Annotated in this window: 8 protein-coding genes; 6 read left to right on the top strand and 2 right to left on the bottom strand. The window is 58.3% G+C overall.

Annotated elements, in window-relative coordinates; translation table 11 throughout:
* Positions 1 to 101 precede the first annotated feature (101 nt).
* On the bottom strand, positions 102 to 1,400 hold the full coding sequence (locus F7R20_RS27265) for a mechanosensitive ion channel family protein (RefSeq protein WP_003198934.1): 1,299 nt from the start codon (positions 1,398 to 1,400) through the stop codon (positions 102 to 104).
* Positions 1,401 to 1,593: 193 nt separating this feature from the next.
* Here F7R20_RS27265 and F7R20_RS27260 point away from each other — a divergent pair, with 193 nt between their 5' ends.
* Positions 1,594 to 2,940: a DEAD/DEAH box helicase gene (locus F7R20_RS27260; RefSeq protein ID WP_003198936.1), complete on the top strand. Its 1,347-nt coding sequence runs from the start codon at positions 1,594 to 1,596 to the stop codon at positions 2,938 to 2,940.
* Between the two features lie 233 nt (positions 2,941 to 3,173).
* Here the strand turns inward: F7R20_RS27260 and F7R20_RS27250 are convergent, their stop codons facing one another.
* Entirely contained in the window at positions 3,174 to 3,449 is a 276-nt protein-coding gene (locus tag F7R20_RS27250; RefSeq protein WP_003198939.1) for a hypothetical protein, read from the bottom strand.
* A 387-nt stretch (positions 3,450 to 3,836) separates the two neighbouring features.
* Between F7R20_RS27250 and F7R20_RS27245 the strand changes: the two genes are divergently transcribed.
* The 5 genes from F7R20_RS27245 to F7R20_RS27225 all read left to right on the top strand — a co-directional run.
* Positions 3,837 to 6,335 carry a sialidase family protein gene (locus F7R20_RS27245; protein ID WP_081352620.1) on the top strand — a complete coding sequence of 833 codons (2,499 nt, stop codon included), beginning with the start codon at positions 3,837 to 3,839 and terminating at the stop codon, positions 6,333 to 6,335.
* A gap of 366 nt (positions 6,336 to 6,701) precedes the next feature.
* Positions 6,702 to 8,408 (top strand): ShlB/FhaC/HecB family hemolysin secretion/activation protein, encoded by a 1,707-nt coding sequence (locus F7R20_RS27240; RefSeq protein WP_003198944.1) that lies wholly within the window; start codon positions 6,702 to 6,704, stop codon positions 8,406 to 8,408.
* A gap of 24 nt (positions 8,409 to 8,432) precedes the next feature.
* A complete protein-coding gene (locus tag F7R20_RS27235; protein ID WP_081352621.1) occupies positions 8,433 to 21,737 on the top strand; it encodes a two-partner secretion domain-containing protein in 13,305 nt (4,434 codons plus the stop codon).
* On the top strand, positions 21,734 to 22,213 hold the full coding sequence (locus F7R20_RS27230) for a pentapeptide repeat-containing protein (protein ID WP_080756109.1): 480 nt from the start codon (positions 21,734 to 21,736) through the stop codon (positions 22,211 to 22,213). The genes F7R20_RS27235 and F7R20_RS27230 overlap by 4 nt, the downstream gene beginning before the upstream one ends.
* A 294-nt stretch (positions 22,214 to 22,507) precedes the next feature.
* On the top strand, positions 22,508 to 22,730 hold a 223-nt coding region (locus F7R20_RS27225), incomplete at its 3' end, for a transposase (RefSeq protein WP_212613443.1).

The raw sequence follows: 22,730 nt of genomic DNA, 5'->3' as shown, positions 1-22,730 counted from the left end.
AGCGAGCTTGCTCACGATAGTGGAGTATCAGTCAGCATCTATGTTTCTGACACACCGCTATCGCGAGCAAGCTCGCTCCCACAGGGGAATGGGGGTTGGCTTTAGACCACCTGCTTCTGCGGCTCCGGCAATTGGCTCGCTCCCAGCACCGCCGGCAGCAGCCCCGAACGCAGGTCCGTGCCGCTCGGCTGCTGGTACAGGTTCAGCCCGAACTCCGGCATCACCGCCAGCAGGTAATCGAAAATATCCCCCTGGATACGTTCGTAGTCGGCCCATGCGGTGGTGCGGGTGAAGCAGTAGATTTCCAGCGGGATGCCCTGGGCGGTGGTCTGCAACTGCCGGACCATGCAGGTCATGTTCGGCTGGATCTCTGCGTGGCTTTTCAAATACGCCAATGCATAAGCGCGGAAGGTGCCCAGGTTGGTCATCCGCCGACGGTTGGCCGACATCGCCGCGACGTTGCCCTGGGCCTCGTTCCAGGCCTTGAGTTCGGCCTGCTTGCGGCCGATGTAGTCGGTCAGCAGGCGCACCTGGGTCAGGCGCTGTTCTTCCTCGTCGTGCAGGAATCGCACGCCGCTGGCGTCGATGAACAGGCTGCGCTTGATCCGCCGCCCGCCGGACTGCTGCATGCCGCGCCAGTTCTTGAACGACTCGGACATCAGGCGCCATGTGGGGATCGAGACGATGGTCTTGTCGAAGTTCTGCACCTTGACCGTGTGCAGTGTGATGTCCACCACATCACCGTCGGCGCCGACCTGGGGCATCTCGATCCAGTCGCCGACCCGCAGCATGTCGTTGCTGGTCAATTGCACGCTGGCGACGAACGACAGCAGGGTGTCCTTGTAGACCAACAGAATCACCGCCGACATCGCTCCCAGGCCCGACAACAGCAACAGCGGCGAGCGGTCGATCAGGGTGGCAACGATGATGATCGCGCCAAACACATACAGCACCATCTTCGTCAGTTGCACGTAGCCTTTGATCGAGCGGGTACGTGCATGCTCGGTGCGGGCGTAGACATCCAGCATGGCGCTGAGCAGGGCACTGAGGCTCAACACCATGAACAGGATGGTGAAAGCCAGGGCGACATTGCCCAGGAAAATCATGCTGGTCTTGCTCAGTTCCGGCACCAGGTGCAGGCCGAACTGGATGATCAGCGACGGCGTCATCTGCGCCAGGCGATGAAAGACCTTGTTCTGGCGCAGGTCATTGACCCAGTTCAAGGCCGGTTGGCGCCCCAGCAACTTGGCAGCGTGCAGGATCAGGTAGCGCGCCACACGGCCAAGCACCAGGGCGATGACCAGCAGCACCATCAGGGCTAGGCTGGAATGCAGGATCGGGTGCTGGTCAAGGGCACCCCAGAGGTCTTGGAGGTTGACCCAGAGTTGTTTGATGTCCATGGACGAAACGGTTCTTCTATAAAGACGCGACGGTGCGATTAGAGCATTTAAGCCCGGTCAAGTGACCGTTGATGCAATATCGGCTGATAAAAATGCACTGATTTACCGCCGTTTGTATAAAGAAACTCGGCCTTCGCGCTCGAAACCGTTACCCTATGCAGCTGTTTTTTTGCATTTCTTCGAGGTAGCACCCGTGTTTTCCCAATTCGCCCTGCACGAACGCCTGCTCAAAGCCGTGGCCGAGCTTAAATTTGTCGAGCCAACGCCGGTGCAGGCAGCGGCTATTCCGCTCGCGCTCCAGGGGCGTGACCTGCGGGTGACGGCGCAAACCGGCAGCGGCAAGACCGCCGCGTTCGTGCTGCCGATCCTCAACCGCCTGATCGGCCCAGCCAAGGTCCGCGTCAGCATCAAGACCCTGATCCTGCTGCCAACCCGTGAACTGGCCCAGCAGACTTTGAAGGAAGTGGAGCGCTTCTCGCAGTTCACCTTCATCAAGTCCGGCCTGATCACCGGCGGCGAAGACTTCAAGGTCCAGGCCGCCATGTTGCGCAAGGTGCCGGACATTCTGATCGGCACCCCAGGGCGGATGATCGAGCAGTTGAACGCTGGCAACCTCGACCTGAAGGAAGTCGAAGTGCTGGTGCTGGACGAAGCCGACCGCATGCTGGACATGGGCTTTGCCGAGGACGTGCAGCGTCTGGTGGACGAATGCACAAACCGTCAGCAGACCATGCTGTTCTCCGCCACCACTGGCGGCTCGGGCCTGCGCGAGATGATCGCCAAGGTGCTGAACAACCCTGAGCACTTGCAGCTCAACGCGGTCAGCCAGCTGAACTCCACCACCCGCCAGCAGATCATCACCGCTGACCACAACCAGCACAAAGAGCAGATCGTCAACTGGTTGCTGGCCAACGAGACCTACGAAAAGGCCATCGTGTTCACCAACACCCGGGCCATGGCCGACCGCATCTACGGCCGCCTGGTGGCCCAGGAATACAAGGCGTTCGTACTGCACGGCGAGAAAGACCAGAAGGACCGCAAGCTGGCCATCGACCGTCTCAAGCAGGGCGGCGTGAAAATCCTCGTCGCCACCGACGTCGCCGCTCGCGGCCTGGACGTGGAAGGCCTGGACATGGTCATCAACTTCGACATGCCCCGCAGCGGTGATGAGTACGTGCATCGCATCGGTCGTACCGGTCGTGCCGGCAACGACGGCCTGGCGATCTCGCTGATCTGCCACGGCGACTGGAACCTGATGTCGAGCATCGAGCGCTACCTCAAGCAGAGCTTCGAGCGCCGCACCATCAAGGAAGTCAAAGGCACCTACGGCGGACCGAAGAAGGTCAAGGCCTCGGGCAAGGCCGTTGGCGTGAAGAAGAAAAAGGTCGACGCCAAGGGCGACAAGAAGAAGGCCGGCGCGAAGGCCCCGACCAAACGCAAGACCGCCAACCGCCCGAAGACCGACGCCCCGTCGCTGGTCAGCAAGGACGGCATGGCCCCACTCAAGCGCCGCAAGCCAGAGGCGCCGGCGGCTGAGTGAGTCGGCGTTAGCGTTGTATGAAAAAACCGGACCTTGGGTCCGGTTTTTTTATGGGTGAGTACTCAAACTCAAGTCCAGCGCAGGGCCCCTGTGGCGATGGGCATTTGTGGGAGCAAAGCTTGCTCGCGACACAGGCGCCTCGGTTTCTGAAAGACCGCGTCGCCTTCATCGCGGGCAAGCCTTGCTCCCACAAATCCCCTCGCCACAAAAGCGGGTTGTGCGGCTTTGGTTGATCACCCAGCCTTCTTCTCCGCGTTCTTCAGCTCTTTCAGGCGTTCATCGATCAACTGGCACTTATCCGGCACATCCTTGCTGGCAGTCTCCAGGTCCATGGCCTGCAACTCATCGTTGATTTCCTTGGCCTTGGCCGGGTTCTGCTCGGTGAGCTTGGTTACTTCCTGGGCTAATTCTTCACGCTTGGTGGTCGCTTCGTCAGGCGTGCAAGTGGCCCAGGCGGGCAGGGCGCAGGTGAGGGCGGCGGCGAGGGTGAGTTTCAAGAGGGTCTTCATGGCAGGGCCTCATATTCCTTGTTGGGCAGGTAATGGGTTGAGGCTCGTGCAGGGGGGAAAGTTCATTAGCCTGCCGCTTGGCAGGCGTTCCGTCGCTGCGCGGGCCCAGACACGGATTGAAGTCTTTTTCAGGGTTTCCCTAGCCGATATGAAACCGTCGTCTACCATGGAGAAAGTGACTGGTAGCCCTATGCCTGCAATGCCGGGTCGCTCCTTCACACAGGACGTAAGTGCTTTATTAGCCAGGAAGCTAGAAATATGTCTGACGCAATGCAGTCAATAACTTCTAGATCACCCGGTGCCGCTCGCACTCGAGCAATGGAACAACTACGCCTGTCAGGACGTATCCACGGCCTGCGATAGCTATTAATTCAAGGAATGAAATCTATGAGCCTTAGAGCGATACTCAGTCGGCTGATGTTGTGCCTGTGTGGTTTATTCGCGTTGTCATCGGCTTATGCAGAAAGTGTGATCATCGCCACGTCGCGACCCGATGAGGGGATCGTAGTTGATGTGTTTGACAGCCCTGATGCCGTAAACGGCATACCTTCTTCGTCGGGCATGGTGCCATTTCCCTCGGTAGGGTTGGCTACACCCGCGGTGCAATCGTTCAAGGGCAAGGTTTATATGTTTTGGGCCAACGATAGTGATTCCGCTATCTATTTTTCCACTTCGGCGCAGGGCAGTAATTGGTCCCCCCCGCAGTCCATTCCGGTGTCTGGCATCGTGGGTAATGTCTCAGCGACCGTATTTCAGCAAAAGCTGGTACTTACTTTTACCGACAAGAACCACATAAATACTATCAGCTCCGTGGACGGCATAACCTGGTCCAATGTTAACCCTATCGCGGTCTCCAGCGACGCCGCGACTAACAGTCCTGTGGTGTACAACGGAAAATTATTTGTCCTGTATAGCGAGGAGGATGATCACACGATTAACTATGTGACCTCGGACGATGGCTTGCTGTGGAGTAAGGAAAATCCTGGGTTCACTGCAAATGCTCTCAGAGTGCTGAGTCTGGTGCCCGTGGTCTATAATGGTGAGCTGTTGGTCTATTACTCTTATGATCTTAATAATTTTGCCGTGCGCAGTTACGACCGGGGCGGTCAATGGGGAGATGAACAAAGACTGTCGGGCATAGCAAAGAGCGAACTTTTCCTGAACCGTGCAACCATCACCGGTAACCGCATTTTTATCAGCAGTGGCCCTACCACTTTTGGTTCAAGCGATGGGGTCAACTGGAGTCCCTATTATTCAAGGCTTTTCTCTGACAGTTTGACCGGCCCATCGGGATTGGGCGTTTCCTACGGCATTACCACAAACGATCTGACAGGGGACAACCCCCAATTGCCTGCTGACCTGGCGACAGGCCTTAGCCATACCGACTATGCGACCTTTGCCTGGCGGAGTTTTTTTGCGCTGAACAACACCGCCATGACGCCGTTACCGGCTAGCCGTGGCATGGGTAATCCCACCAGCAGCTTTGCCGATTCGGGCAAGGTCTCGCAGTCTCCAACCCCTTTGTTGTGGCAAACCTTCGCCCACCGCAGCGAGTTGTTTCCGGCGGTAGGGTTCAATCCCGTTGGAGGTCCTACGCGTTCGCTTGGTTCTGATCCGAACTACACCTATACCCAGTTCCTCAAGAAGCCGATACGGATGGCGCCAGGCACTGATTTTACCCTTTACAACAATCTGGATGAGGCGACTCAAATAGGACAAAACGCAATTTTCTTCCCGGTTAAGCCGCCCAATGCGGCGAAGACAACAGACGCAAGGGGGGACTATGCCCCTTCAAACGACAGTCAGATCCTGTTCGAGGCCAAGGCCAACCCCGTCGTTTACAACTATGCGAAAGGCCTGACCCGTTATCCGGATCATATTGTGCTGCCCGGCGGCGCGGTGGAGGTCAAGGCGGCATGGCGCAAGCTGGCCGACATTCCGGTGCCGGATCGCGGGCGCTACCATACGGCGACGGTGGTGACCTATACGGGCACCGACACTGACCCGCAGGCGCAGAACGAAGACTACGCACTGGTCGCCTTGCATATCATCCATAAGACGGCCAACTACCCGACCTTCATCTTCGCTACGTTCGAGCACGAAGATGCCCTGACGTTGCCCGACGGTAAATCGCCGACCGGGCTCTACTACATCGCCAACTACAACAAGATCGATTACCCCGGCCTCGATTCAGCCACGCCGCCGACCGCCACCTTCTCTGACGGCAACAAGACCTATACGGTTTCCCTGCCAACGGAGGGCCTGGTCGCGAACGCGAAACTTGATCCGCCGGTCTACTCCGGCAGCAACGGGATCCCCGAAGGACAAGCCGGCCCGATCAAGGTCGTGCAACCGCTGACCATCCATTCAGAAGTCCAGGCGGTGAACGACCAGGTCAGGCAGCTCATGGACGGCAACCGCGAATTCGACAATTCGGTCTGGAAGCACTATCGGCTCAAGGGGGTGCAGGCCATCCCGTCGAGCACCTCAACCGACCCGGATTACTACCTGGCCAACATCATGGTCGAAAGCAGCCAGCCGGGCATCCAGCTGTTTCGTGGAAGCAACGTGTTCCCCATCCCGAATAACAACACCCTGACCAATGCGCGCAACCAACCGAACATCAAGGTGCCGGACTACGCCCACAGTACTCAAAGCCTGACCATGGGCGGCTGCATGGGCTGTCACGGCATCGCCCAGAGCTCGCTGAAACAAGGTTTCAGCTTCCTGTTCGATGCGATCAATCCCACGTTCGCCAAAGGTGTCACCGGCTTTGCGGGTCCAGAGACCGTAGGCTTGCCTGATCCGCGGACCATGAAGGCACGGGCCCTGAAATACTCTTTCGGTCCTCAGAATGCGGCAGCCGTTGAGGAGGCGAGCAAGTAGTCGTCAAACTTCTGCTAGGCAGGATATCCCTGCTTTCTGAGGCAGATGCCTGGCTCTTTCGATAAAAAACCGGACCTTGAGTCCGGTTTTTTATTGAAATCCCAACCTGAATTGGGCCCTGCCTTTGTGGCGAGGGAGCTTGCTCCCGCTGGGCTGCGTAGCAGTCCCAACCAGGCCAAGTTTTCCACCGATCCAGTTTCGAGACCTGCCTCGGGACCTTTCGTCCCCCTCGTACCGGAGCCGTCTGATTTCAGATGAATGGTTCCGGTAATAGCCTCAAAGCCAAATCCATTTAGTTGACGTCAAAATGATGGCTCATTAATATCGCGCCACTATTTTGATGTCATTTTTAGCTAGGGATCGAACATGTCCTCACCCGCCTTTTGGGCGAGGTTGTGCGTGGCTTTGCTGTGCCTTTCTCCACTGACCCTGGCTCATGCCGCCCCCACGCCTGGCGACACGGACCTGATCCGCGAGCGCCAGAATCGGTTGCTCGAAGAGCAGCGCCGTCGCCTGGAGGAACTCAAGGACTTGCCCGGCAAGGAGGCGAAGCCGACCCAGCCCACCGCACCTGTCGATACCCGTTGCTTCCCCATCAAGACCCTCGAACTCAAGGGCGCCGACAGTCTTTCCGCTGGCGAGCGCGAGCAGTTGCTCAAGCCCTACATCGGCCAATGCCTGGGCGTGCCGCAGCTTAACGAGCTGCTCAAAGTCATCACCGATCACTACATCGAAAAGGGCCTGGTCACCAGTCGTGCCTACCTGCCGCAGCAGGATCTTTCCAGCGGTCACCTGCAAGTGCTGGTGGTCGAGGGGCGGCTGGAGGGTTTGAAGGGCGCCGAGGACAGTAAGTTGTCGGATCGTGAATTGGCGATGGCTTTTCCCGGTGCGACCGGCGAATTGGTCAACCTGCGGGAAATCGAGCAGATGGTCGATCAGCTCAATCGCCTGCCGTCGAACCAGGCAAAGATGGAGCTGACCCCCGGCCAAAACGTCGGTGGCAGTGAGGTGCGGGTCACCAATGAACCGAAAAAGCCTTGGCGCGCCGGACTGTCGCGCAGCAACGACGGCCAGCGCAGCACCGGCGAACAGCAGTGGGGCAGCAGTTTCGAGTGGGATAGCCCGCTGGGCCTGGCCGATCAGTTGATGTTGCGCGGCGGTCACGACGCGATGACCGACCACCAGCACACCTCCCGCAACGCCATGCTCTATTACAACCTGCCGTTTGGCTGGTGGAACGTCAGTTACACCTACAGCCAGAGCGAGTACCGTTCGCAGATCCCGGCCAACGGTTTCAACTTCAAGCAGACCGGCGACAGCCAGAACCATCAGTTGCGGGTCGAGCGGGTGATCCATCGCGACGCCCTGAGCAAGACCTCCCTCAACACGGGCCTGGCGTACCTGCGCACCAACAACTTCATCGAAGACAGCAAGCTGGCGGTGAGCAGCAATCGGCTCAGCGAAGCCCAGTTCGGCATCAACCATGGCCGGCGGGTTGGCAATGCTTTCGTCAACCTCGACCTGGGCATGCAAGAGGGTATCGGCGCCTTCGATGCCCAGGGCGACGACGATCCGGGCCCCGGCCAGGCCGATGCCCGCTACCGCAAATACACCGCCACCGCCAGCTACCTGCAACCGTTCCAGGTGTGGGGCGAGTCCTTCAGCTTCAGCAGCCTGATGACCGGCCAGCGTAGCGAAGACGTGCTGTTCAGCCCGCAGCGCATGAGCCTCGGCGGGCAATCGTCGATTCGTGGCTACAAGGATCAGTCGCTGTCCGGCGACAGCGGCGGCTATTGGCGCAACGACCTGCGCTGGAGCCGCCCGGTCACCCTGGAATGGCTGCGCCCGGTGTTCGGTGAATACGGCACCAGCCTCGGTTATGACCAGGGCGTGATTCGTGGCGATCGCTACAACGGCGACCAGCACGGGCGCATGTCGAGCAACTCGCTGGAGCTGTTCGCCCGTGGTGAGCACCTGAGCGCCAGCGTCACTTTCGCCCATTCCCTGGAACGTCCGGATGCCCTGCCCGAGCGCGAAGCGCCGATCTACTTCCGCGTGGATGTATCCATCTAATTTTTGCTGCAACGAGACCTGATCATGGACGACCGCCAACACGCCTTCCTGGCCCGCCAACCCTCCGCTGCCCTGCAAACCCGCGAGCAGTTCTGGGGCATGCCCAAGCGTGGCCTGGCGTTCCTGTTGGCCAACGTCATGTTCTGGCAGCCCATGTGGGCCCAGGCCGAAGGCATTGTGGTCAGCGCGCCGGGCACCGGCCTGGACCGGGCGGGCAACGGCGTGCCCATCGTCAATATCGCCAAGCCCAACGGCAGCGGCCTGTCCCACAACCAGTTCACCGACTACAACGTCGGCAGCAATGGCGTGATCCTCAACAACGCCACCGCCCGCACGCAGTCCACGCAGTTGGGCGGGATCATTATCGGCAACCCGAACCTCCAGGGTTCAGCCGCCACCACCATCCTCAACGAAGTCAACGGCGGCAACCCCAGCCAGTTGCGTGGCTACACCGAAGTGGCGGGGCAGTCGGCCCACGTCATCGTTGCCAACCCTTACGGCATCACCTGCAACGGCTGCGGCTTTATCAACAGTCCGAAAGTGACCTTGAGCACCGGCAAACCGATGGTGGAAAACGGCCAGTTGAGTCGCTATCAGGTGGACCAGGGCAGCGTCACGATTGAAGGCGCTGGCCTGAACGCCAATAACGTCGATCACTTCGAAATCATCACCCGCAGCGCCAAGATCAACGCCGAGATCCAGGCCAAGAACCTGACCATCGTCGCCGGGCGCAATGACGTCAATGCCGACACCCTCAACGCCACCGCCCGTGCTGACGACGGCAGTGCGAAACCCGAACTGGCTATCGATTCCTCGGCCTTGGGCGGTATGTACGCAGGCACCATCAAGTTGGTGGGCACCGAGGCCGGCGTCGGCGTGAAGCTGGACGGCAAGTTGATCGCCAGCGGCGGCGACATCCAGCTCGATGCCAATGGTCACTTGAGCCTGGCCGAGACTTCGGCCAGCGGCGCCATCGACGTCAAGGCTGCCAGCCTCGATGCTCGGGGGGCCGCCTACGCGGGGACCACGCTGAACGCCCAGACACAGGGCAACTTGAGCAACCAGCAAACCCTCGCGGCGCGGGACAGCATCACGCTGAATGCGGCTGGGCAACTGAGAAATAACGGGATTATTGAAGCGGGAGTCAATGCTGACACGACGCGCAATGCGACGGGGGATGTGAGCCTCACGGCGCAGAGCCTCGGCAACAGCGGCAGCGTGATTGCCAGCCGCAACCTGACGGCCAATGTTGCGCAGACGTTGAGTAACCAGGCCGGCACCCTGAGCTCCGGGCAAACCGCGACGATCAAAGCCGAGACCCTGGACAATCAAAACAAGGGCAGGGTGCTGAGCGGCACGACGCTGAACATCACCGCCGATAAGCTCATCAACACCCAGGGGCTCGTCAGCAGCAATGGCACCCTGGCGGCCAATGTCGGGCAGTTGAACAACGGCAGCGGTGAACTCAACAGCTTGAGCAACGTCACGTTACGCGTCGCCTCGCTGGATAACGTGGCTGGTCTGATGGCGGCGGGTCAAATGCTCGACATCAACGCCAGCGGCCAGGTGAACAACCGGAGCGGGCGTCTTTCCGCCAGCAAAAGCGTTCAATTGACGACGGCGTCACTGGACAATACCGCAGGCCGATTGCTCAGCGACGGAGCGCTCACCTCCAGCATTTCGGCGCAGTTGCTCAATCAGGCCGGGTTGCTGTCATCGGCTGGCCTGTTGACCCTCAACGCGGCGAGTCTGGACAACCGCCAGGGCGGTGTCGTCACCACCACCCAAGCAGCGAGCCTCAACGTAGGCACGCTGGATAACCGAGGCGGCGAAGTGTCGAGCCAGGGCGTTCTGGCCCTGGTCGGCACCGAACTGGACAACAGCGATAGCGGCAAGCTGATTGCCTATGGCGACCTGCGCCTGACCCTCGAACGCTTGACCAACCAGACCAAGGGATTGATCTCCACTCGGGCGGCTTTGGCGATCGACGCGCAACGACTGGATAACCGCCAGGGCTCGCTTTATGCACAGCAAGGCCTGAATCTGAGCCTGAGCGGACCACTGCTCAACGCCCAGGGCAGCGTGAAAAGCGACACCACGGCCAACCTCAAAGCGGCCGAGATGAATAACGACGGCGGCCAGATCTCCAGCATCGGTGCGTTGAACCTCGACAGCGCGGCGTCCCTAAGCAACGTCGGCGGTAGCGTGATCAGTAGCGACACGTTGCTATTGAAGGCCGGCCAAGTGAATAACGCCAGCGGTCGCATCGCCAGCACCAAAGCCCTGAATGTCAGTGTCACCGGCCTGAATCAACAGAACGGCCAATTGTTCAGCAACACCCGCCTATCCCTCGACCTCAACCATGGGCAGTTGAATAATCAGGGCGGGCTGATCAACGCCCCGGGCAGTCTGTTGTTGAAGAACCTGGCGGCGGTGAACAACCGCGACGGCGAAATCTCCAGCGACCAGGCGTTCAGCCTGAATGCCACGAGCCTGGACAACCGCGCCGGTTCGATCGTCAGCCAGCAGCGTCTCAATCTGGTCGTCGCCCAGGCATTGAATAACGCCAAAGGCCTGATCTCGGCCAACGGCCTGGAGGTGCGTGCAGCCAGCCTGGACAACAGCGGCGGCAAGCTGGGCAGCGATGCAGACCTGACCATAAACGTCGACGGCACGCTGACCAACCTCGATGGCGAAATCTCCAGCGCGAGCCTGACCCGGCTCAACGCGATGGCCCTGAATAACAGCAACGGCCAGGTACTCGGCGACAGCAACTTGAACATTGACCTCGGCGGCGCGCTGGACAACCGCAATGGTGTGCTCGGCTCGGGCAAGGTTGTGGACATCAAGGCGGCCAGCCTGAACAACAGCGACGGCGGCCAATTGATCAGTGATGGCAGCCTGACCGCGCGCATCAGCGGCCTGCTGGACAATCAGAACCAAGGCCAAGTGCTTGCCAAAGGCGCGCTTGACCTGCAAACCGGCAGCCTCGATAACCGCGGTGGTCGCCTGCTCGGCAATGACCTGCTGACCGTGCACAGCGATTCGCTCGACAACCGTGGCGGGAACATCCGCGCCGACAAGGCGCTGCAATTGACGGTCGATCAACTGGATAACCGTGATAACGGCATCATCACGGGCAAAAGCAGCGTCACCTTCGAAGGCTCGCGCCTGGACAACAGCGCCGGGCTGCTGACCAGCGTTGGTGTGCTGACCTTGAAGGCCGCTGAAGTACAGAACGGCCTCGGTCGTATCTCCAGCCAAACCGACCTCACCGCTGTTATCGATACCTTGCAACAACAGGGTGGTGCGTTGGTGGCCCAAGGCAATTTGAGCCTGACCGGCAACACGCTGGATAACCGCAACGGTGGTTTGGTCGGCACCACAAAAGCGCTGGATTTGCAGGTCGGGCAGATCGACAACCGCGCGGGCGAACTCTCCGCAGGTCTCGGCCTTAAGGTGGGCGGCCAGCGCCTGGACAACAGCGCGGGCGGCAAACTCATCGCCGGCACTGACCTGGACGTGAAAGTCGCTGAGCTGATCAACCAGAGCAAAGGCCTGCTCCATGCTCAAGGCCACATGACCCTGAGCGGCACCACGCTGGACAACAGCGAAGGCGTGCTCAACAGCCTCAACGGCCTGGTGATCACCCTCGATCACGCGCTGTTGAACCGCAAAGGTTTGATCAGCAGCGAAGGCGAGTTGAGTGTCGGCGCAGGCAGCCTCGATAACACAGCGGGCAGCCTGAGCAGCGCGGCCCTGTTGTCGATCATCAGTGCTGGGGCATTGATCAACCAGGGGGGCTCTATCAGCACCGACGCCGCGTTGACCCTCGACAGCGCCAGTCTGGATAACAGCCAAAAAGGCCTGATCTCAGGCAAAGCCGCGACCCAAGTCACCACGGGTGTCCTCAACAATAGCCAGGGCGGGCGCCTGACCTCGAGCACTACGCTCACGCTCAACGCCACGCAGGTGAACAACGCCGCAGGCCGTATTGCCAGCAGCCAAGCCCTGACCGCATCGGTCACCGGGCTGGATCAACAGCAAGGTGAATTGTTCAGCAACACCCGTCTGAGCCTGGACCTGAACCACGGCCAGTTGAACAACCAGGGCGGCCTGATCAACGCCTCGGGTGCGTTGCTGCTGAGCAACCTCAAGGACGTCAACAACCAGGGCGGGGAAATCTCCAGCCAGCAAGCGTTCACTCTGTTGGCACAAAACCTGGATAACAGCGGCGGGAAATTGCTGAGTAACCAGGGCTTGGTGCTCAGAGTTGCCCAAGTGCTGAACAACGTTCGAGGTGCCATCTCGGCGGCCTCGGTGGACAGTCACAGCGACAGCCTGGACAACCGCGATGGCCTAATCAGCAGCCGTGACCGCCTCGACCTGAACGTTGCAACCGTGCTCGACAACCAGCGCGGCTCGTTGATTGCCGACGGTGCGCTGCTGCTGGTTGCCGATCACCTGGACAACCGTGCCGGGAATATCGCCGGCAAGACCGGGCTCGATGCCACCCTCGACAGTTTCGATAACCGTCAGGGCACGCTGATCAGCACCGACGCCCTGACGTTGAGGGCGGCCAGCCTCGACAACCGTCAGGCCGGTTTGATCGGCGCGACAAAAGCGCTGGATCTCGACGTTGACGATCTCGACAACCGTGGCGGTGAGCTGTCGGGCAACGCAGACGTCACGCTGATCAGCCAGAATCTCGACAACAGCGACGGCGGCCAGGTATTTGCCGGGCAGTCGCTGAAACTGACGGTCGATAAGCTGCTCAACCGCACCAAGGGCTTGCTCAGTGCCAAGACCGAGTTAGAGCTGGCCGGCGGCTCCCTCGATAACAGCGGCGGCTACCTGATCAGCCAGCAGAACCAGCGCATCAACCTGAGCCGTGATCTGCTCAACACCCAAGGCCAGCTCAGCAGTGAAGGCACGCTGAATGTCAGCGCCGCCAACCTGACCAACACTGGCGGCAGCCTGTCCAGCGCGGCGGACCTGACCGTGCACAGCCTGGGGCGTCTCGACAACCAGGGCGGCGAACTGGTCACCGACGGCGCATTGCTGCTCACCAGCGCGGCACTGGACAATCGTCAGCAGGGCAACATCAGCGCTAAAGGCGCGGTAAACGTCACCACCGGTGCGTTCGACAACAGCCAGAAAGGACGGCTCAACAGTGGCAGCACGCTGAACCTCACCGCCGCCCAGGTCAACAACCAGGAGGGAGGTCGCATCGGCAGCCAAGGCGCGTTGACCGCGTCGGTTGCCGGCCTGGATCAACAGGGCGGTCAATTGTTCAGCAACACGTCGTTGAGCCTGGACATGAACAACGGCCAGCTCAACAACCAGAGCGGCTTGATCAACGCCCCCGGCGCGTTGCTGCTGAAAAACCTCAACGGTGTGAACAACCAGGGCGGCGAAATCTCCAGCGCCCAAGCCCTCACCCTGACGGCTAAAAATTTCAACAACGATGGCGGCCGACTGCTCAGCAACCAGAGCCTGACCCTGCGCGTTGCCCAGGCGCTGAATAACGTCAAAGGCCTGATCGGCGCAGTCAGCGTCGATGCCCACGCCCAAAGCCTGAACAACAACGGCGGTACGCTCACCAGCCATAGCAATCTGGTCCTGACGGTCGATCAGCAACTGGATAACCAAACCCAAGGACTGATCAGCGCCGCGCAATTGCTCACGCTCGACAGCGGCGACCTGAACAACCAGGGTGGTAGCGTGCTGGCGGGTGGTGCTTTGGTCCTCAATGCCATGGCTCTGAACAACAGCGCCAATGGCCTGATCAATGCCCAAGGTGACCTCACCCTCGAGGCCGATTCCCTGGACTCCAGCAATGGCGGCGAAGTGTCGGCCAAGGGCGATATGGACCTGACCCTGGCGGCGCTGACCCAAAACAGCGGCCGTCTGTTGGGCGAAAAGGCCATGACGCTGAACCTGGGCGGCCATGACCTGAACAACCGTAATGGCCTGATCACCGCTAAAGGTCCGTTGACCCTCAACGGCCTGCGCGACTTGAATAACCAAGGCGGTGAAGTTTCCAGCAGCCAAAGCTTCACCCTGGCCGGACGCACCCTCGATAACACGGGCGGCAAGCTGATCAGCAGCGACCTGCTCAGCCTCAACGCCACCAGTATGGTCAACCAGAACGGCTTGATCTCTGGCTGGCAAGGCTTGCAGGTCAACGGCGGCAGCCTCGACAACCGCAACAACGGCACACTCTCCAGTCGTAATGGCGACGTCGGCGCCACCCTCAGCGGGGCACTGCTAAACAGCGCTGCCGGTGCGCTGGTCGGCCAGAAAAAACTCACTGTCCGCGCCGCCAGCCTGGACAACAGCAGCGGCGGGATTCTGTCCAGCGGCAGCGACCAGACCCTGACCGTCACCAGCGGTTTGCTGAACAACGCCCAAGGCGGCTTGATCGACAGCGGCGCCCTGCTGGTCATGAACGCCATGACCCTGGGCAACGCCAGCGGCACCGTCAACGCGCAAAAAGCCTTGAACTTTACCGGCACCACGCTGGACAACAGCGGCGGCAAGCTGATCGGTAACGGCGCTGTGACTCTGGACCTGCTTGGTGTGCTGACCAACACCAATGGCAAAGTCGCCAGCGTTGGCCCATTGCGGGTCGAGCGCGCCACACAGATCAATAACCAGGGCGGCCAGATCGCCAGCCAGGGCTTGTTGACCTTGCTCACCGATGGCCTGGACAACCGCAACCGCGGTACCGTCGCGGCCAATGATTTGTTGGTCTTGAATACCTCTGGCGCAGTCCAGAACGACACCGATGGGTTGATCTACAGCCAGAACGGCGGCGTGGAAATCGACGCGACCAGCCTTACCAACGGCAAGGGTGTGGTGCAAAGCCAAGGGGATCTGAAACTCACCGTCGATACGGACATCGATAACCAGAGCGGTCGAATCCAGGCCAAGGCCGGCGATGTGACTGTAACGGGTCGCCATCTCGATAACCGTGGCGGAGTGCTCGCCAGCCTGCAGGGTTTGCTCACCACGCAACTGACCGGGGTGCTGAAAAACGGCTACGACCTGAACAACAACCGCCAAGGCGGTATCACCCAGGCCCAGCGCCTGAACCTGACCGCACGGGGCGGCTTCGACAACTATGGTGGACGCATTTCCGCACAAAGCGGTGATGCCATCGTCGTCACCCGCAACTTCGACAACCGCAACGGCGGCCTGTATGCCAAAGGCAAGGTCAACGTCACCGGTAATGACTTCGATAACAGTGGCGACAACGACGGCCAGATCGCCGGCAGCCAGATCGACCTGGACCTGGCCGGCGCGCTGAATAACCGGCTGGGGATTATTGAGAGTGACAGCACCCTGGGGATCAAGGCGGCGAGTCTGGATAACCAGACCGGTCAGCTGCGAGCCCTTGGGGCAACGGGCAAAACCGATTTCCAGATCGGCAGCCTCTTCGACAACCGCAACGGCAAGCTGGAAAGCGCCAACAGTCAGCTGACCCTGTCCGCCAACAGCTTCCTCAACAGCGGCGGCCAATTGCTGCACCTGGGCGAAGGCACGTTCGACATCTCCCTGGCCAACGTCACCGGTGCCGGCGGCGACATCGTCACCCGTGGCGGCCTGACACTCAAAGCCGACACCTGGACCAACACCAGCGCCATCCAGGCGGGACGGCTGACGGTCGACGTCAACAACTTCACCCAGACCGAGATCGGACAACTGCTGGCTTCGACGCAACTGGAAGGCAAGGGTGGGAACTGGGTCAACAACGGATTGATCGCCAGCGATGGTGGCCTGGGCTTGCAATTGACCGGACGGTATAGCGGCAATGGCCGGGTCACTAGCCTGGGCGACATGACGGTAGATACTGCTGCGATCGACTTGAGCAACGTAGCGAGTATTACCGGCGGCGGGATCACGACGATCGGTGGGCGTGGCGGCCTGAGTAGCCTGAGCAACTACGGGCGACTGACGTCGGCCGGTACTCTGAATATCAATGCGGGCACCGTTAATAACTATGGGACGGTTGCCGGTGCGGATGGATTGAAACTGACGGCTTCGACCTTGCTGAATGACCAAGGAGGGTTCTTGTTCAGCGGTGGGGATGTGAAGTTGCGGGTGGGGAGTTTTACCAACCGTAAATCGGATGTTTATGCGTTAGGGAACATTGATGTAGCGCGCAATGACCTTGGGGGACAGTCGGCGTTGATGGAAAATGACTCGGGCACCATGGAGAGTGGGCGGGATTTCTCTATTAATGCGGATTCGATTATTAATAAGCGTGGGGATTTTAAGACTGAGGCGGAGTTGTATTCGTCGGCGATAGGGTTTGGTTGCTACAGCTGTGATGCGCTTCCTGAGTATTTTATGGATGAGCGGCAACCTGCCTCATACTATGTATATGAACAGAGATATCGTGTATTGGTTTCGGGAGATGTCAGTTCTAAAGCTGCGTCGTTGAACGCCTCTGGAAATATGAGCATTAAAGGTGGGGTATTTTTAAACTCGAATTCATCGGTTTCTGCGGCAGGTAATATAGATGTTTCTGTGGGCAGTTTTGAAAATTCGGGATCTGCTTTAGGTGACTATGTCAGTAGAGGGTCTATTACGTACTCCAACCCTACTTATCAGGATATGGCTGCGCTCGTAAACTACAATATATACAATGACGCCAACTATAATGGGGGTATGCATTTCTGGAATGCATCAGGTATTGAGTCAACTACCTATACCCAAATAGGTCGAGACGGAGCTAAGCCGAGTGAAACGGAATATTGGCAACGATTTGGTCCTATCGCTATAAATATCGGCATGCTTGCGGAAAGGGTGCGTACAGAAATCAAGTTTACGGAGTCTCAATATTCGACAGGTACACGAATGGCGGAGCCGGACTTCATCAATAACGCTACCCCATTCAATCAAGTCGTTGTCTCATCGACCTCGTCCGATAGTTTAGTCCCCGCCATCATCCAAGCCGGCGGCAACGTTTCCATTACCGCAACAACCAAAATCACCAACGGTGTGGAGCGCCCGTATTTCACTGGGATAGCCACCTCGGCCCGCAGTACCACAACCGCCGCCTCAGGTTCAGGCAAAACCACGGTCGTGACCCTGAACAGCCAACTCCCACCGGACCTGGCCCAGCAACAAATAAACCCCCTGACACTCCCCGGCTTCAGCCTCCCCACCGGGCAAAACGGTCTGTTCCGGCTGAGCGGGCAGGGCGCCAGCGACGCGTCAGTCTCCCAGACACCCGCCGTGTCGCAGAGCTGGACAATCGGCGGCGCCAGCGTGAGCGCATCGAATCGATCCACCGCCGCCCCGACCACCAATGTGCGCGACATCCAGATCGCCGATGCCACCCAGGTTTCCGCCGCCGAACGACAGGTGCAATTGTTGAATCGTGAGAGCGGCGGCGTCACTGTCGGCGCGTCCGCCATTCAGGTCACCCCCCCAACGGACTCATCCACGGGCACGCCGCAACTGCCAGGGCATTCCCTTGACGGCACCATCACCCGTGGCGCCGACATTGCACTGGACACTTCGGGCACCCCGCCGATCGGCGTCAGTCGCCCAACCGATGCCTCGGTAAGCGCACCAGTGCCTGTCACCGGCCAAACGGTGGCGCGGGTCACGGGACTACCCAGCACAACCGTGACTTCCAAACCGCAAAAATACCTGATCGAGACCAATCCGGTTCTCACCGACCTCAAGCCATTCATGAGCTCGGATTATTTGCTGTCGAACCTCGGCTACGACCCCGACATCAGCGCCAAGCGCCTGGGCGACGGCCTGTTCGAACAACGTTTGATCCAACAGGCCGTCGTCGCCCGCACCGGCCAACGCTTCATCGACGGCCAGACCTCCGACGAGGCGATGTTCAAGTACCTGATGAACAACGCCATCGCCAGCAAGGACGCCCTCAACCTGTCGGTAGGCGTCACCCTCACCGCCCAACAAGTCGCCGCGCTGACACACGATATCGTCTGGCTCGAAGAGCACGAAGTGAACGGCGAAAAGGTGCTGGTGCCGGTGCTGTATATGGCCCAGGCCAATAACCGCCTGGCGCCAAATGGTGCGCTGATTGCCGGTCAGAACGTTACGTTGATTGCCGGCAAGGATCTGGAAAATGCCGGCACGCTTCGGGCTACGAAAAACCTCTCCGCATCCGCTGGCGAGAACCTGACCAACAGCGGATTGATTGAAGCCAGCAACCGTCTCGACCTGTTGGCCGGCAACACCATTGTCAATAAATCCGGCGGCATCATCGCCGGGTGTGACATCAGCATGAATGCGATCGTTGGCGACATAATCAACGAGCGCACGTTGACCACCGCAAGTATCAGCAACAAGGGCTACACGCAGCGGCAGGACTACGCGGATAACGCCTCGCGTATCGAGGCGGCTAACGACCTGACCATGGGCGTCGGTAGAGACGTCAACAGCGTTGGCAGCGTCATGGTCAGCGGCCGCGACACGCAAATCGATGCAGGGCGGGATGTAAATATCGTCTCTGCGCAGCAACAGACCTCCAACACCGGTGGTACCCGCAGAAGTTCGATCACTCAACTGGGCTCGGAGGTGGATGCAGGTCGCGACGTGATTGTGAACGCAGGTCGAGACTTCAACGCCATCGCGAGCCAGATCAGTGCCGACCGCAATGTAGCCTTGGCCGCCGATGAGAACATGACAATCTCCTCCGGCGCCGACGAAAGCCACTCTTACTACAAGTCGAAAAAGGTCACGGCCCAAGAGGACCACGTCAAACAGATCGGCAGCGCTATCAGTGCTGGTGGTGACGTGAAGTTGGATGCTGGAAAAGACATGGCACTTATCTCCAGCCGCATCAGCGCCGGTGATGAGGCTTATCTGGTGGCAGGAGAAAGTCTGGCGCTTCTGGCCGCGCAGGACAGCGATTATTCGCTGTATGAGAAAAAGAAGAAGGGCAGTTGGGGGAAAAAACAGAGTCGGCGTGATGAGCTGACCAAGGTGACTCATGTGGGCAGTGAGATCACCACTGGGGGCGATCTGACCTTGGTTTCCGGTGAGGATCAGCATTATCAGGTAGCCAAGTTGAACAGTGGCAATGACCTGACGATACAAAGTGGTGGCTCGATTACCTTCGAAGGTGTGAAGGATCTGCATAAAGAAGACCATTCAAAAAGCAAAAGCAGCATGGCCTGGAGTTCGATGTCGGGCAAAGGTCACACCGACGAAACTTTGCGTCAGACACAGATGGTCGCTGCCGGTGCCATCACGATCAAAGCTGTCGATGGGTTGAACATTGATCTCAAACAGGTCAACCAAGACACCGTCCACCAGTCGATCAAGGCAATGGTCGACGCAGACCCGCAACTGGCCTGGTTGGCGGAAGCTGAGAAACGCGGTGACGTGGATTGGCGGCAGGTCAAGGAAGTTCATGACTCCTATAAGTACAGCCACTCTGGAATGGGGCCGGCTGTGCAGATGATCATTGCGATCCTCGTGGTGTACTTCACCGCAGGTGCCGCCAGCGGTCTGATCGGCACTATGGCTGGGAGCACCGCAGCTGCTGGTTCAGGTACCGCCTTTGCAGCAGCCGGAACAGCCACCGCATCGGCAGTAGCCGGCGGCGCTGCAGCCGGGTCAACAGTGGCTGCCGGTTGGGCGAACGTGGCGCTCACGGCTATCGCAACGGGCGCTGCGAGCAACGCCACCATCAGCTTTATCAATAACGGCGGAAACCTGGGCGCCGTATTTAAGGATGTAACTTCTTCGGATGCCTTGCGCGGTTATGTGGTGTCGGGGGTTACGGCGGGATTGACCGCCAGCATCTTCGACAAGATGACCAGTACCACCACCACTGTGGAGGGCGCCTTGCCTAACGCAGGCAAGGTAATTGCCGAAGGCGGCTTAGGGAGTTTGGAAGGCATCGGTCGGTTCGGCGCTAACCAACTGCTGCAGAACGGTACGTCAACCTTATTGGACCGAGCGCTGGGTGGCGACAGTCAGTTCGATAATGCCCTGCGTAGCAGTTTGGCGAATACCTTTGCTGCGGCGGGATTCAATCTCGTTGGGGATCTTGGCAAAAAATTCGATTTGAAAGAAGGGGGGCTGGCCAAGGTTGGCTTGCACGCGGTCATGGGCGGACTGGCCGCTGAGGCGGCTGGCGGTGATTTCAAAACCGGCGCGCTGGCTGCGGGTGCTAACGAGTTGTTGATTGATAGCTTGGCCGAGCAGTACACCAAAATGACCAAGGAGCAAAAGGACAGGCTTCTGGTAATGAACTCCCAAATAGTAGGCGTGCTTGCAGCCGCTGCGCAGGGAGGGGATGCAAAGAGCCTTCAGACCGGGTCATGGGTAGCGGGTAGTGCGACTTCCTACAATCGGCTGTTGCATTCGTCGGAGAAGAAAGCGCTTGCTGATGAGGCCAAGGCTCTTGAAGAGAAGGGCAAGCCTCAGTCGGATATGTCTTGGGAAGAAGTACTGCTTCTTGCTGCCAATGCTCAAGTTGACGCTACCGAAAACGCGCGGTTGCAGGCACTTGTGAAGAGCTTCCCCCCGGGCAACCCTGAAGGTCAGCACCTTGCGCAAGACTTGTTAACGGCGACCAAAAGTATCCAAGGTTTGGCATCTCAGAACACTGTGCTTACCTGGAGCGACGGGCGTACCATCGTTGCCAATGGGGCTGAAGTGCATGCGTTTCAGGCGACGACGACTCAGTTCGTTGACCCCACCTTGTTCAATACCGCTTCCCAATGGTCCAGCAACAACAACTGGGCCAATGACCCTGAGATCGTTCCCACGGCTTGGAGGGAGCAATTCGGTGGAGACGCCGTCACTTACCTGAGGGAAATCGCTGGAGTTTCCAGTAGCAGGGACGAGTTCAACGACTTGGTGCAAAGGGTTTCAACCATCGTTGGCGGTGGGATCGAAAGCGTCACCTGGGATTTGGATGCTGCGCTTGCGGCTACGGGCGCGCCTGCGGTATTAAGGGCGTTGCTGGCTAGGCGGCTTGCTGCAAAAGCGACAGTTCAAGTGCCTCTGGTTTCCAAGGGGGAGGATGTAACTCCTGAAATTATCCAAAAAGCTTTACACGGCGACTCGACTATTAGTGCACAAAATTTTGTGTCGCTACCTGCGATTCAGAGATACGTTGATCGACTTCTTGCTGGAGATATAGCTCCGGCAATCAAGATGGACGGTAATGTAATTGTTGATGGAAATCATCGATATATTGCTGCCAAAATTTTGGGGCTAGAGCCTGATGTGGTACCTTGGGTGCTACCACCTAACAAAGTGGGCATGACTAAGCCTATATTTGATGTCAAAGTTGATTTGGCTGATTGGGGTAATAAATGATTACTTTGTATTTTGAAACCGGTGAGGCTGTGCAGTATTCATGTGACAGTTTTGTTGGTTTGAATTTTAATGGGGCCAGCTTGCATCGTGCTATATTTCAAGGGCTGGATGTCAGTAATGCAAATTTTGCCAATGCAAATCTAAGAAATGCTATTTTTGACTTTGCTATCTTGAGTGGCTCCTGCATGAGCAATGCAGCATTAATGAATGCCACATTGACTTGTGCAAAAATGGAAGGTGTAGATCTTTCGGGCGCTATTGCTGTTGGTGCGGTTTTTGCTGGTGCAAATCTTTCGATGTCTAATCTAAAGAATGTAGATGTGCGAGGGGCTTGTTTTAAAGGAGCTAATCTATGTGGTGCTAATTTTTTAGTCGAACAAATAGAAGAGTCTGACTTATCTGGTGCTCAGTATGACAGCGAGACTGTTTGGCCCAATGGGTTCAAACCCGCTTTGCACGGTGCTATAAAGATTTGAAAAATTGCTGAAAAGATAACGAATAAAAGGGGACACCCATTAGCCGGTCTCAAGTCAAGGCTAAAAGCCAACTCGCCCTGCAGCTTTTAACTGTAGGGTTCCCCTTTGTCTCAACCTGCTCGGTTGAACCCGTCGTACCCGTTTTCTCATCAATAAAAAAGGGGACAGATTTGAATGGCACTGACTTAGCCGCTAACCAATTGATCTGAGTATTAAAAAAAGTAAAAAAAAGGGGACAGATTTATTTATTGATTCTTTGCTACGCTGAAAGCTTCCACGGAGGAGGAATCACATATGCCCAGGATGGGACGTATTGTTTTACCGAATTACCCACACCATATCGTACAACGTGGTCATAACCGTCAAGTGGTGTTTGCCGTCGCTGAGGACTATCAACGCTACCTCACGGACCTGCGTGAGCTTAAGGATGCATTTGGCGTAAAGGTCTACGCCTATTGCCTGATGACCAATCATGTTCATCTGTTGTTGGCTCCGGGGGAATCGGTCGCTGGATTGG

The sequence above is a fragment of the Pseudomonas brassicacearum subsp. brassicacearum genome (assembly GCF_008801605.1).
Classification (GTDB): Bacteria; Pseudomonadota; Gammaproteobacteria; order Pseudomonadales; family Pseudomonadaceae; genus Aquipseudomonas; species Aquipseudomonas brassicacearum.
The sequence above is the reverse complement of the archived record's forward strand: the minus strand, read 5'-3'. Positions and strand labels throughout refer to the sequence as shown.

What these genes read in the sequence shown, in the direction of transcription:
- F7R20_RS27250 (WP_003198939.1), bottom strand. Translation starts at nt 3,449, where the DNA reads ATGAAGACCCTCTTGAAACTCACCCTCGCCGCCGCCCTCACCTGCGCC.
- F7R20_RS27235 (WP_081352621.1), top strand. Translation starts at nt 8,433, where the DNA reads ATGGACGACCGCCAACACGCCTTCCTGGCCCGCCAACCCTCCGCTGCC.
- F7R20_RS27230 (WP_080756109.1), top strand. Translation starts at nt 21,734, where the DNA reads ATGATTACTTTGTATTTTGAAACCGGTGAGGCTGTGCAGTATTCATGT.
- F7R20_RS27265 (WP_003198934.1), bottom strand. Translation starts at nt 1,400, where the DNA reads ATGGACATCAAACAACTCTGGGTCAACCTCCAAGACCTCTGGGGTGCC.
- F7R20_RS27245 (WP_081352620.1), top strand. Translation starts at nt 3,837, where the DNA reads ATGAGCCTTAGAGCGATACTCAGTCGGCTGATGTTGTGCCTGTGTGGT.
- F7R20_RS27240 (WP_003198944.1), top strand. Translation starts at nt 6,702, where the DNA reads ATGTCCTCACCCGCCTTTTGGGCGAGGTTGTGCGTGGCTTTGCTGTGC.